We start from the raw sequence: 13,664 nt of genomic DNA, 5'->3' as shown, positions 1-13,664 counted from the left end.
CACCGGGATGTCGCGCGTGCGCGGCTCGGCCTTGAGCCGCGCGCAGACCTCGTAGCCGTCGATGTCCGGCATCATGATGTCCAGCAGGATCAGGTCCGGSGGCGGCTCGGCGTTGGCGATGCGCAGGCCGCGCTCGCCGTGGTTGGCCACCTTGACCTTGTACAGGTCCTTGAGCAGCGCGCTCATCAGCGACAGGTTGTCCGGCGTGTCGTCCACGACCAGCACGGTGGGCTTGGCATGGGGGATGGGGGTGTCGGTCATGCACAGGCTCCTGCCGTGTCGGTGTCATCGGTGCGCCACGCGGTCACGCGGTTGCGGCCGTTCTTCTTGGAGTGGTAGAGCGCCTGGTCGGCCAGGTCGATGAGGCTGGCCGGGTCGGCCATGGCCGGCTCCAGCTCGGCCACGCCGAAGCTCATCGTCACCCGCACGCCGGGGTGCTCGCGCAGCGACGCGCCGAGGTTGGCCGCCGTGTCCTCGCGCAGCCGCTCGGCGACCTCGCGCGCCTGCGCCAGCGTGCTGCCGGGCAGCACCACGCAGAACTCCTCGCCGCCGTAGCGGCCGACGAAGTCGTGCAGCCGCAGCCCCCGGCTCAGCGCCTTGGCGGCGCCCTGGATCACCTGGTCGCCGCCGCCATGGCCATACCTGTCGTTGACGGACTTGAAGTGGTCGATGTCGCACATGATGCAGGCCAGCGGGGTGCCGCCGGCCCGCGCATCGGCGAAGCACTGTTCGGCCTGCTGCATCAGCGAACGGCGGTTGAAGATGCCGGTCAGCGCGTCGCGCGTGGCCAGCAGCGTCAGCTCCTCGTTCTTGCGTTCGATCTCCTTCTGCGAGGCGCCCAGGTCCTCCAGCGCCACGCGCAGGCGTTCGGTGCGTTCCTGCAGTTCGGTGACGTCGGCAAAGCTCGCCAGGCAGCCGCGCACGCGGCCGTTGTCGGCGATGGGCGAGCAGTTCAGCACCAGCCGCAGCGTGGGCTGCTGCGCGCGCACCACATGCAGCGGTACGCCCAGCACGGGCGCCTTGTCGTGCACGGCCTGGCGCCAGGGCGTCGGGTTGCGGCGCCCGGCCGGCAGGCTGTCCAGCAGCCAGCGCAGATCCGCGGCGTCCCGGCCGGTCAGGGCCTTGGCGTCTTGGCCATCGACGTGCGTGAAGGCCCGGTTGGCCAGCATCACGCGGCCCACGGTGTCCAGCACCAGCACGCCCTCGGTCAGCGTGTCGAAGGCCGTGCGCACGCGCTCGGGCACCGCGGCGTTGGGGTCCAGGTGGCGCAGCACGCGGCGCAGGTAGAGCGAATAGACCACCAGGCCGACCACGGAGATGAAGGCCAGCCAGTGCACCAGCGGCTCGCGCAGCCAGCCGGCCAGCGTGGTGGGGTACAGCGGCTGCATGACGACCTGCACCTCGCCCCAGCGCTGGCCACCCACCAGCAGCGGGATGCGGATGTTGTCCAGCGTGGAGCTGGCGCCGGGTTCCAGGTGCCAGCCCTGCTGGTGGTTGCCGACCTGGCCCAGCACCCGGCCCTGGGTGTCGAGCACGCTGGCCGACAGCAGCCGCGGTTCGCGCGCACGGGCATCGGCCAGCACGCGCTGCAGCTGCGGGGCGCCCTGGCCGCCGGTGCTCAGCGCGCTGGCCACGTCCAGGCCCAGGGCATGGGCCACCTGGGCATGGTGGTGGCGCACCAGCTCGCCACGGTCGCTCGGGTAGCCCGTGAACATTTCGGCGACCAGCACCAGCGTGACCATGAGCGACACCATCCCGAGTGCGATGCGCACGGCAGGTGTGAACGGCTGGCGCCACCGTCCCATCGGCTTCACGTGCCGTCCTCCGGCACGGCCGCACCGTCCTTGCTCCGGGCAGCCTCGGGTGCGGCGCTGCGGGCCTGGTCGTCCTGTGCGTCGCCGGCCAGCGGTGGCTGCGCGCGCGGGTCGCGCGCACCGCGCTGGCGCCGGTCCAGCACGGGCAGCGGGTCCATGCCGGCCCAGGCCGGCGACATCGCCAGCAGGCTGGCCAGCAGCGCGCTGCCGCGGCTGGCCCAGAAGGCGGCCCCCAGGCCGATGGCGATGCCGCCGGCCAGGGCCTGGTCGAGCACGGCGCTGGCCTGCAGCGCACTGCCCCGCGTGTCTTCGGCCGCGCCGGCGACCACCGGCACGCCACCGGGCGGCGCGCCGCGGCCGGCCAGCGCCGCGCCCGTGGCGGGCTGGCTGCCCAGCAGGGCGGGCAGCAGCAGGTCGGCGGTGCCGGCCTCGGCCCAGGTGGCGTGGAACGTGAACTGGCGCCATGGCACCCGCGGCAACAGGTCGGCCGGCAGCGGCTGCTGCGTGGCCGGCGCCAGCAGCACGCCGGGGGCAGGCCGGGTGCCGGGCACCTGGTTGGCCTCCACCGCCGCGGGGCCGCCCGCGAGCGCCAGGCCGCCCTGGCCTGTCCTGCCCGCCGGCGTGGATGCGCTGCCGACGCCCTGGCCGGTGCCTGCCGCAGGCAACGCCGGCAGCACCTGCAGCACGGCAGGTGGCGTGGTGCCGGCAACGGGCGCGGCCGGCAATGGGGCTTGCGGTTCGACGGGATGGCCCGTCACGGTCACCAGGATCCGGTAGTCGCCCGTGCGGTCGCCGTCGCTGACGCGCACCAGCACCTCGTAGAGGTTGTCGCGGTCGGCGTCGCGCGGCAGCGTGAACCAGGGCGGTTCGCGGAACCACAGCCGGCCGGTGGCCGCGTCGATGTCGAACAGCGCCGCATCGGCACCGCCGGCCAGCGCGTACTGCAGCGGCTGGCCGTCCGTGCCGGTAGCCGTGACGGTCGTCACGGCGGTCTGCTGCTCGGGCACGCTGACCTGCACGGTGCCCCCGGGCAGCGCCGTACCGGCCACATCGCGCACGTGCACCGTCAAGGCCAGCTGCGCACCGTACAGGCCGTCGCTGACGCCGACCACCACGGCGTAGTCGCGCGGGCCAGCAGCGCCGCCAGGAGCCTCGCCATCCGGCGCCGCGGCCCAGCGCAGCGCGCCCGTCTGCGCATCGACCGCGAAGCGCGCCGCGTCGGCGCCGCCCACGATGGCGTAGCGCAGCGCCTGGGCCGGGAGGTCGTCGTCCGTGGCCTGCACGCGGATGACCTCCACATGGCCTGGCAGCACCTCGACCACGCCGCCCGGCGTGGTGAAGCGCGGCACGTTGTCGTTGACGGGCGTCACCTGCACCGCCAGCGCCTGCTCGCTGGACTGGCGCCCATCGCTCACGCGCACGCGCAGCACGTACAGGTTGTCGCCATCGGCGTCGGCCGGCATCTCGAAGTCCGGCGCGGCGATGAAGCGCAGCGCACCCGTCCGCGCGTCGATGGCGAAGCGCGCCGCATCGGCCCCGCCGGCGATGCTGAACACCAGTGCGCCGGCCGGCGAATCGGCGTCGCGGGCGGTGACCTGCAGCACGCTGGCGGTGTTCTCGGGCACGGCCACGCTGGCGGGGCTGGTGATCACCGGTGCCTGCGTGTCGGTGGAGACCACGGCCACGTCGAACGCCACCGTGCTGGTGCTGCCGTCCGTCGATGTGGCGAGCACCTGGATGGTGAAGCCGTCGGCGCCCTGCAGCAGCGTGCCGTCGGCCACCGTCACCACGCCGGTCACGGCGTCGATCGCGAAGCGGCCGCCTGCGTCGTCCGCAAGGCTGTAGCCCACCGTGGCCGTGCCATCGGGGTCGACGGCATGCGCGGTGATGCCGACCGGCGTGCCGTGGGCCGCATGGCCGGCCACCTGGTTCGCAGCAGGGTCGGCGTCGACCACCGCACCCACGGGTGCCTCGTCCACGTCGGTCACCGTCACCGCGATGGCCTGCGTGGCGAAGGCGCTGCCGTCGCTGGCCCGCACCACCACGTGGTAGACGTTGCCGCCGCCCGCGTCGGCCGGGCGCTCGTGGTCCGGCGGCGCGAGGAAGCGCAGCACGCCCGTGCCCGCGTCGATGGTGAACAGCGCGGCGTCGGCCCCGCCGCTGATCGTGTAGCCCAGGCCGGGGCCGTCGACATCGGTGGCGGTGACGGTCGTCACCGCGGTGGTGTTCTCGGCGACGGCGATGGCCGCGCTCGCACCGCCGCCGTTGCTGGTGATCACGGGTGGGGCGTTCACGCGCGTCACGTCGATGGCCAAGGTGCGCGGCACGGGGTCGGTGTCGACGCCGCCAAGCGCCGTGCCGCCATCGTCCTGCACCTGGAAGGTGAAGCTTGCATAGCCCGCGCCGCTGGCACGGGCCGCCGGCGTGAAGCGCAGGTTGCCGGCGTCGATGTCGGCCACGCCGATGGCCTGGCCGGCTGCCACGGCCACCCCGCCGAGCGTCAGGCTGCCGGCGCCCGGGACGGTGGCGATGCGCACGGCCTGCAGGGCGTTGCCGTCCACGTCGCTGAAGCCGAAGTCGGCCGCGGTGAAGGTGTACGCGGTGTCCTGCGGCGTGGCCACGCGCGCGTCGGCGCCGGCCGGCGCGTCGTTGACCGCCGTGATGCCGACGGTGGTGCTGCCCGAGCCGGCCAGCGCGCCGCCTGCGCCCTGCGCGCCGGTGTTGCCGTCGCTGAACGACCAGGCCAGCTGCACCGATGCCGGCGGTGCTGCGCTGCTGTTGGCATAGCCGATGGCGCGCAGCACGTCGTCGACCAGCGCCTGCGTGGCGTTGCCGTTGAAGTCCAGCACCAGCGTGCCGCCGCTGTTGATGGCCACCGTGCCGACCGTCGTGCCGCCGTAGACCAGGCTGGCGCCCTGCGCCAGCGCCGCCAGCGTGCCGCCCGTGGCCGCGAACGTGTCCTCGGCGTTGGCGCCGCCGCTGCGCGCCAGCGTGAGCGTGGCGCCGGCATAGTTCCCGGCGGCGGCCAATTCGGTGTCCACCACGGTGGCCGCGGGCGCCAGCGCCACCGCAGTGCCTTTCTCGGTGTAGGCCGCGTTGGCCGCCACCGTGAGCACCGGCGCCGTGTTGGCCTGCACGTTGGCCGAGAACTCCGAGGTGGCGCCATAGATGCCGGCCCCGGTCTGCTCGGTGGCCGTGGCCGTGACGTAGGCACCGCCCGCCAACCCGGACGCCGCGAGCGTGGCCTGGATGCCGGCATGGCCGCTGCCGTCGGTCGTGACGTCCACGAAACCCAGGAACACATTGCCCCCGCCGTGGCCGCTGCCGTCCGCGCTGCCATAGGGAATGCCGAAGAACTCGATGCGGTAGGTCTTGCCCGCCTCGCTGTCGAGGCTGCCCGCCACCGTGAACTGGTCGCCCGCCAGGCTCGCCGATGCCAGCACCGGGAAGTTCTGCAGCTGGTTGGGGCCGCTGTCGGCGTCGCCCGTGTCGTTGGCGGTCACGCCGTCCCAGGCCAGGTCGATGCCCAGGCCGGCGTTCGCGAAGACCCGGTTGCCCAGCACCGTGGCCAGGCTGTCGGCGTCGGCGAGCACGATGCCGGCGTCGCCGTTGTGGGCGACCACGTTGCCGGCGCCGGCCGCGGTTCCGCCGATCAGCGTGCCGGCCGTCGTGCCGAACACCTGGATGCCGCTGCCGTTGCCCAGTGCCGTGGTGCCATCCGCGCCTACGCCGATGTAGTTGCCCTGCACCGTGGTGCCGGTCGCGTCGTTGATCGCGACACCGTCGCCGTTGTCCGCGATGACGTTGCGCTGCGCCGCGCTGGTGCCGCCCACCGTCGTGCCGCTGGCCGAGACATTGATGTCCACGCCCCAGAAACCGTTGCCCAGTGCGGTGGTGCCGCTCGCGTCGGTGCCGATGTAGTTGCCGATGACGGTGTTGCCTACGGCCACGGCACCGCCGATGCGGATGGCGCGCGAGCGCGCTCCGGCGATCACGTTGCGGTCCGCCGCCGTGAGCCCGCCGATGGTGTTGCCCGCGCTGCCGACCTCGACCGCGCTGGCCGAGTTGCTGCCGACCGTGGTGGCGGCTTCCGTGCCGCTGGCGTCCAGCGCGCCGATGTAGTTGCCGGCGATGGTGTTGCCGTCGGAGCCCGTGGCGATGCCGATGCCGCCTTGCTGGAAGTTGGTGATCACCAGCCCCCGGATCGTGCTGCCGCCGGAGCCTGCGGCCAGCACCAGGCCGGTGTAGTTGCCGTCGCCGCCGTCCAGCACGATGGCCGGCCGGCCGCCGTTGGCCGCGAAGCTTGCGGTGTCGGTGGTGCCGTCGATGACCACGGGCCTGGTGATCGCCGGCAGCGCCGAGGCCAGCGCGATGGTGTGCACCCCCGTGCCGGCGATGGCGAAGCCGATGGTGTCGGCGCCAGGGGTGTTGTTGGCGTCAAGGATGGCCTGGCGCAGCGAGCCGGCGCCGCTGTCGGCCGTGCTGGTCACGGTGTAGGTGGCCAGCAGGCCCTGCCACCGGGCCTGTGCCTGCAGGCCGAAGGCCAATTGGGCCTCGATGTGGCCGGTCTGCATCTCCAGCTGCCAGTTGCCGCCCAGCGTGGCGGCACCGGTGGCGTCGGTGGATGCGGCCACGTCGGCGCCGGTGAGCGCGGCCAGGCCCTGTACGAGGGCGCGGCCGTTGGCGTCGCTGGCCACGTCGCAGCCGTACAGCAGGATGTCGGCGCCCCGGGCCAGGTGGCTGCCCCAGCCGGCGATGTCGGGCGCGCGCGCGAGCAGGGCCTCGTTGTCCAGCGCGCCCCGGCCCAGCTGCACCTCGCCGGCGCCGCCGTGGCTCACGATGTGCAGCGCCGCCACATCGCTGCGGCCGGCCAGGGCGGCGGCGATGGCGGCCACGCCGTCTTCTTCCGCGCCGACGCGCACCACCGCGAGGTGCCGGCCTTCGGCGGCCTGGGTGGCCAGGCCTTGCAGCAGCGCGTCGGCGTCGGGTACGCGCTCGTCCAGCACCACCAGCTCCACCGCCGGCTGCGCGGGCGCCGTGGGGTGGGCCTCGGCCTGCTCGGCCCGGGGCTCGGCATGGGGCAGCGCGGCGGCCAGCGCCCCGGCCGGCGTGTCGGCCGAGTACAGGATGCGCCGCTCGATGTCTTCGAGCAGCGGACGCTGGCGCGGCGGCGATGGCATGGCGTTCAGCGCGTGGAGGCGGCGCCGATCACCGGGGCGGCCGGCGGGGCCGCCTGGGCAGCCCCGCCCAGGTCGGCGCGGCAGCGCAGGCCGGCGGGCAGCTTGCCGTCGGCGTTGGGCAGGTCCAGCCGCAGCCGGAAGGTGTTGCTGGCCGGGTCCAGCACCTGGTCGATCTGCACGATGCTGGCGGTGCGCACGGCTGCGCCCGGCAGCTCGGGCGTCACCTGGATCTTCTGCCCGGGCTGGAGCTGGCCGAACAGCGGCAGCGGGGCGACCACCTCCACGCGCAGGGTGGCGACGGCGGCGATGCGGAACAGGGCCTTTTCCTCGAAGCGCTCGCCCAGGTTGGCGTAGCGCTCGACCACCACGCCGTCGAACGGTGCGCGCAGCGTGCGCTGGGCCAGCTGGGCCTCGGAGGTGCCGACCTCGTGCGTGGCGGTGCGCAGCGCCTCGCGCACCTGGGCCACGCGTTCGCGCGCGACGCGGAATTCGGCCTCGGCCTGCTCCAGCGCCTGGGCCGAGACGAAGTTCTCGTCCTTGAGCGAACGCGCGCGGTCGCGCCGCAGTTCGGCCAGTTCGAGCGCGGCCACGGCGCCGCGCAATTCGCCCAGGCTGCCGGCGCGCGACTGGGCGGCCTCGGCGCTGGCGCGCTCGACGTCCGAGCGCAGCGTGGCCAGCACCTGGCCCCGGCGCACGCGGTCGCCGCGGTCGGCTTGCAGGGTCTGCACCACGCCGATCACCGCACTGCCGACCTCGGCCACCTGGGCTGGCTGGATCAGGCAGGCGAGCGCCTGCGGCGCCTGCTGCACTGGCTGGGCCTGGCTGGCCGGGGCCAGCAGGGCGGCCAGCAGGGCCAGCCCGGGCAGGGCGCCGCGGCGTGGCCGCGCATGCATCGTCGGGGGGAGGGGCATCGGCATGGAAGGGCTCGCGGAAGCGGGTTCAGCGGCGCTGGCCTGTGAAGCACAGGCTGGCGTCGAAACGGATGTCGTGCTGGAACAGCTGGCGCCGCCGCCGGGCCTGCAGCCGTTCGGTGCGGCCCTGCTCGTGCCGCAGGGCCCAGGCCAGCAGCGGCTGCGGCAGGGCGGTGCTGCCGTCGGCGCGCATGCTGCCGGGCACGCGGCGCAGCAGGCGCAGCAGTCGGTGGAGGCCGGACAGCCGGGCGCCGCTGCCACCGGCTTGTCCATCTGCCGCGGCCGGCGGCGGCCGGGGCACCAGCCAGGTCTCGTGACTGCCGGGCTGGCCCTGGCGCGCGGCGCGGCCGCAGAGCTGGCGGTCGTGCCGGCGCGACGCGTTGTGCTGGCAGCTCAGCACGTGCAGGCCGCCGGCCGCCAGGGCCAGCGCGTCCAGGTGGATGTCGGTGCCGCGGCCGGCCATGTTGGTGGCCACCGTGACCTGGCCGTGCCTGCCTGCCCGGGCCACGATGGCGGCCTCGGCCGCGTCCAGCCGCGCATGCAGCACCTGGTGCGCGACGCCGGCGGCGGCCAGGGCGGCGCCCATGGCCTCGCTGGCGGCCACCGAGTCGCAACCGACCAGCACGGGCCGCCCGGCCGCGGACAGGGCCTGGATGCGCGCCACGGCGGCCTGCTGCCGTGCGGCCTCGTCGGCATAGCAGCGCAGCGGCCAGGCGGTGCTGCGGTCGGGCAGTCGCAGCGGCACGCGCAGCAGGCTGCAGCCATACAGCTGGCGCAGCTCGGTGCGGCCCTCGGCCAGCGTGCCGCTCATGCCGCACAGGCGGTGGTAGCGGCGGAAGAAGCGCTGGTAGGTCATCTGCAGCAGCGTCTCGGACTCGGGCGGCATGGCGATGCCCTCCTTGAGCGCCACCAGGCCATGCAGCCCGCGCGACCAGCGCCGGCCTTCGGCGAGGCGGCCGGACAGCCCGTCGACGATGGCGATCGCGGGCGGGCTGCGCTGCGCGGCATCGCCCGGCACCACCAGGTAGTCGCGGTCGCGCTGCAGCAGGTGGCGCGCGGTGAGCGCGGTGGTCACGGTCTCGGCGCGGTGCTGGGCGTTGACCCACAGCGGCCCCAGGCCCGCGGCCAGCCGCGCCAGCCGCTCCAGGCCGGCCGGGTGCAGCACGGCGCGCGCGGGCGCGCCCTCGAGCGTGAAGTCCTGCCCCGCCACGAGCCGGCCCGACAGCGCCCAGGCCTGCCACAGGAAGGCGCGGGCGGCCGGGTCGGCCACCTCGCGCGCGAGCACCAGCGGCATCTGCGCCTCGTCGATCAGGATGCTGTCGGCCTCGTCGATGACGGCCATGCACAGGCCGCGCAGCACCGGCCCGTCGCCCTGCTGGCCGGCCAGGGCGCGCGCGCGCTGCTGCAGCGGCGCGCTGCCGGTGCCGTGGCGCATGCGGTCGCGCAGGTAGTCGAAGGCGGCCTCGCGCGCGGTGGCGTAGGCCACGTCGGCGGCGTAGGCGTGGCGGCGCTCGGCCTCGCCGTGGCGCGCGCCGACCCAGGCGCAGCGCAGGTGCAGGCGCCGGTACAGCGGCGTGAAGGTCTCGGCATCGCGCTGCACCAGGTAGTCGTTGGCGGTCAGCACGTGCACCGGGATGCCGGCGAGCGCGGCGACGCCGGCCGCCAGCGCGGCGGCCAGCGACTTGCCTTCGCCGGTGGCCATCTCGGCCAGGTGGCCGCGCAGCAGCGCGAGCGCGGCCATGAGTTGGGTGACGTAGGCTTGGCGGCCCAGGCTGCGGCGTGCGGCCTCGGCCACGTAGGCCAGCGCCTGGCTGGCGGCCACGCCGTCCAGGCCGCCTTGCAGCAGCTGCTGCTGGATGCCCTCGCGCAGCGCGGCGAAGGCGGGGTCGGCGAGTGCCTGCCACTGCGCGGCCTGCTGCCACACCGCCTGCGCACGCCGGCGCCAGGCACCGGGCCAGTGCAGCGTGAACGGCAGCGGCAGGCCGCGGCGCCAGCTGCGCCCGCCGGGCGGCTCGGGCCGTTCGGGGTAGCTGCCCCAGCGCATGCCGGGGGCGGGCAGGGCCAGCGCGGGATGCATCGCAGCGTGCATGGCGGCGTTCATGTTCTCGGATTGAAGTGGCCCAGCAGCAGCTGCTGCAGGCCGCGCAGCGCCTGCTGCGCGAGCGGCGCCGTGCCATGGTCGAAGCGCACCAGCGCCCGCGTGCCGAAGCGCGGGCTGGCGCGGGTGTCCAGGTCGATGTCCATCACCACCACCGGCTGGCGCGTGCGCAGGCCGTCCGGGTCGCCCGGGTCGGTGGCGATGCGCCCGCCGAAGGCTTCGCCGAGCGCGGCGCTGGGCAGCTGGTTCAGCGTGCCGGGCACGCGCAGCGCGATGCGGCCGGTGTAGGCCTGGCCCGGGTTGTCGAGCAGCCGCACGGCGATGCCCCGGGAGCGGCCGCGCACCAGCTCGGCCTGCTGCTGGGGCAGGGCCAGGCGCACCGTGGTCGGCGCGGCCGTCAGCACATGACCGATGGTCTCGCCGCGGTGGCGGAACTGGCCGACGAGCTGGTCCTGCGCCTGCAGCACGAGCTGGCCGTCTGCCTGCGCCGTCACCGCGCGCACGGCCAGGCGCTGGTCCAGCCGCGCCAGCTCGGCCTCGTGGTAGGCCAGGCGCTGGCGCAGGTCGGGCGCGTCCTGCGGCGCGCGGTCGATGGCCTGGAACAGGCGCACGTCGGCTTCGGCCACGTCGCCGGCCAGCGTGGCGCGCCGGGCCGGCAGCACCGGGTCGTCCAGCAGCGCGATGCGCGCGCCGGCCCGCACCTGCTGGCCGTTGCCGGCGTCCAGCGCGGCGATGAAGCCGTCGGTGCCGGCGCGCAGCTGGGCGTTCTCGGGCAGCCAGACCACGCCCTCGGCCACGCTGGACTGTGGCAGCGGCACCAGCGTGGCGAACGCCGCGAGCGCCGCGCCAACCAGGCTGGCGCGCAGCCAGGCGCGCCGGCGCTCGGCGTCCTCGCGCGTGGACAGCCCCAGCATCTGCAGCATGCCCCGCAGCGGCACCAGGATGTTGGCACCCAGCAGCAGGGCCAGGGCGGCCGCGCCCAGCGCGGCCGAGAAGCCGCCCAGCCACAGACCGACGACGACGGACAGCACCACGCGGTACGTCCAGGAGAGCGGGGCGTACAGCTGCAGCCAGACGCGTTCGCCGGGCAGCGGCTCCACCGGTGCGCGCAGGCGCACGCCGAATAGCCGCTGGCCCAGCGCCTCGGACCACCAGCGCCCGCTGCGCGTGGCCAGGTTGCGCAGGTCCAGCAGGTCGCACAGCACGAAGTAGCCGTCGTAGCGCAGCAGCGGGTTGCCGTTGGTCAGCACGGTCGACAGCGCGCCGGTCAGCATGGCGATGAAGGCCAGGTCGCGCAGCAGGCCGGGCTGCACCGCCAGCCACACGCCCATGGCCAGCGCGGCGATGGCCAGCTCGGCCAGGATGCCGGCGGCGCTGACCAGCGCGCGCTGGCCGCGCTGGCGCAGGCCTTCGGCGGCGGAGGCATCGACGAAGGGCACCGGGCTCAGCGCGATCAGCGTCACGCCGGCTTGGTGCACCTCGCCGCCGTAGCGCTGCAGCGCCAGCGCGTGGGCGGCCTCGTGCAGGCCCTTGACGATGGGGTAGCACAGCCAGGCCAGCAGCACGTAGCCGGGCGAGCCCAGCACCTTGCCGGCCTCGCGCGCGAGTTCGTCCGCATGCATGGCGGCGGCCAGCAGCGCCGGCAGCACGGCGGCCAGCCACAGCGCGAGGCCGGTGCGCGAGAACAGCCACGGCCCGAGCGGGCGCAGCGGCGCCAGCAGCCGCGCGGGGTTGCCCAGCGGCAGGCGGAAGGCCAGCGGGTTGACGCCGCCGACGCGGCGCCTGCGGCGGCGCCGGTCCTGCGCGTGGAACAGGTTCTCCACGTCGGGCGTGACGTCGAACTGCATCAGGTTGCGCCCGTGCAGGCCGACCAGCATTTCGATGACCTCGGTCTGCGTGACGGCCTGCTCGGGGTGCGCGGCCAGCATGGCGTCCCAGATCTGCTGCACGCTGGACTGGCCGTCGCAGCGGCCGACGAAGGCGTAGGCAGCGCCGTTCAGGCGCAGCGCGTTGTCGTTGGTGAGGTCGCGCAGCACATGAAAGGGCGTGCCGCGTTGCACCTGCAGCCGCAGCTCGGCGTGGGGCCGCAGCTGCGGCCGCAGCCCGGCCACGCGGTGCCAGCGCGGGTTGAACAACGATTCCTGCGCGGCGCCTGCGCTGGGCGCGCCAGCCTCGCGGGAGCCGGGCCGCTGCATGGCTACACCGCCCAGGACCACAGGGCCAGGCGCAGCCAGTCGGCCACGCCGTGGAACCAGACCCAGCCCAGCGCGGCGCGGCCGGTGTCCAGCTTGCCCACGCCTTCCAGGCCGGGGCGGATGCGTTCGGCGTCGGCCGTGATGTCGGTCTCGACCTCGAACACGTTGCGGCCCTCTGCGGGCCGGGCCAGGGGCGTGATGCGCACGGCGCGGATCGGCAGCGCATCCCAGGGCAGCGCCGACAGGGACAGCTGGCCGCGCTGGCCGACGCGGACGCGGCCGATGTCGCGTTCGTCCACCTGCAGCATGACGCGGTAGCGGTCCAGCGGCGCCAGCTGCAGCAGCGGCTTGCCGCGCTCCAGCGGCGCGCCGAGCGACTGGCTCAGGTCGCCGTCGACGACGATGCCCGCGAACGGCGCCGTGATGCGTGCGCGCACGAGCTCGGATTCGACCAGCCCCAGGTGGGCGCGGGCCTCCTCCATGCGCGCCAGCGCGATGACCATGGCGGCGCGGTCCGCGCGCGCCAGGGCGCTGGCGTAGGCGCTCTCGTGCTGGCCCAGCTCGCTGCTCCACTTGCGCTTTTGCAGCTGCAGGTCCTGGTCGGACATTTCCAGCAGCAGCTGGCCGGCCTGCACGCGGTCGCCCGGGCGCACGTGCACGGCCTGCAGGTAGCCGTCGGCCGGGGTGACGATGGCGCGCATCTGCTGGCCTTCGACCCGCGCGTGGCCGCCCACGCGGTACTCGACCGGCAGGGCCAGCAGCCCGGCCAGCGCCACGGCGGCGCCGGCCAGCAGCCAGGCCGTGCGGCGCCGCCCGCCATCGGCCCCGGGCACGTGGCCCGCGCCCTGGCGCAGCCGCCGGTGCCAGGGTTGCTCGCGCTGGGCCATCAGGTGCAGCACCGGGCCGGCCAGGCTGACGTTGTTCTCCAGCTCGGACACCAGGGCCGGCAGCCCGGGCGGCGCACCGGTCCACTCGCAGGTCACGGCGCCGACTGCGCGGCCCAGGTGCACGATGGGCACGGTGGCCACGGCACCGCCGCGCTCGCCCAGCAGCAACCGGTGGGCGTGGCGGATGGCCGGCGCGCCCTCGGCCGGCCAGTGCACGCTGGCGCCCTGCTGCACGGCTTCGTCCATCGCGGCGGTCAGCGCATTGAAGGCCTGGCGGTGCAGGTTCTCGCCGCTGCCGTGCGACACGGCGACCAGCTCGACCTGGTGGCCGCGCACGAAGCCGACACCGACCCGCGCACAGCCCCTGCCGTTGGCCAGCTCGCTGGCGAAGGCGGTGGCCGCCTCGCGCAGCCGCCCATGCGCCAAGACCGTCGCCTGCAGGGCGAGCGCCAGGATCTGGGCGTCGGGCATCCGCGGGTCCATGGCCACACTCAGCCCATGCAGATCCCGCCGTGCGCGGCCACGGCGGCGGAGAGACCGAAGGGGCGCGATGGGCGGTTCATGGCGGGAAAGTCCAGC

7 protein-coding genes are annotated in these 13,664 nt (G+C 75.0%); all 7 read right to left on the bottom strand.

The genetic code is table 11. The features are described from left to right. On the bottom strand, nucleotides 1-261 hold a 261-nt coding region (locus tag ASF44_RS12675; protein ID WP_156374473.1), incomplete at its 3' end, for a response regulator. Further along, nucleotides 258-1,772 carry a diguanylate cyclase gene (locus ASF44_RS12670; protein WP_156374472.1) on the bottom strand — a complete coding sequence of 505 codons (1,515 nt, stop codon included), beginning with the start codon at nucleotides 1,770-1,772 and terminating at the stop codon, nucleotides 258-260. The genes ASF44_RS12675 and ASF44_RS12670, both read right to left, overlap by 4 nt. A gap of 38 nt (nucleotides 1,773-1,810) precedes the next feature. Beyond that, nucleotides 1,811-6,994, bottom strand: coding sequence for a DUF4347 domain-containing protein (locus ASF44_RS12665; protein WP_056899576.1), 5,184 nt, complete (start codon nucleotides 6,992-6,994; stop codon nucleotides 1,811-1,813). 5 nt (nucleotides 6,995-6,999) lie between these two features. Continuing rightward, entirely contained in the window at nucleotides 7,000-7,911 is a 912-nt protein-coding gene (locus tag ASF44_RS12660) for an efflux RND transporter periplasmic adaptor subunit (protein WP_162243805.1), read from the bottom strand. 22 nt (nucleotides 7,912-7,933) lie between these two features. Further along, nucleotides 7,934-10,006 (bottom strand): hypothetical protein, encoded by a 2,073-nt coding sequence (locus ASF44_RS12655; protein WP_056899574.1) that lies wholly within the window; start codon nucleotides 10,004-10,006, stop codon nucleotides 7,934-7,936. Then, entirely contained in the window at nucleotides 10,003-12,198 is a 2,196-nt protein-coding gene (locus ASF44_RS12650) for a hypothetical protein (RefSeq protein WP_056899573.1), read from the bottom strand. The genes ASF44_RS12655 and ASF44_RS12650 overlap by 4 nt, the downstream gene beginning before the upstream one ends. Nucleotides 12,199-12,200: 2 nt before the next feature. After that, complete coding sequence (locus ASF44_RS12645) at nucleotides 12,201-13,568, bottom strand: efflux RND transporter periplasmic adaptor subunit (RefSeq protein ID WP_082524729.1); 1,368 nt, start codon at nucleotides 13,566-13,568, stop codon at nucleotides 12,201-12,203. Between the last annotated feature and the right edge of the window lie 96 nt (nucleotides 13,569-13,664).

The organism is Pseudorhodoferax sp. Leaf274, from assembly GCF_001422445.1.
Lineage (GTDB): Bacteria > Pseudomonadota > Gammaproteobacteria > Burkholderiales > Burkholderiaceae_C > Pseudorhodoferax.
The sequence above is the reverse complement of the archived record's forward strand: the minus strand, read 5'-3'. Positions and strand labels throughout refer to the sequence as shown.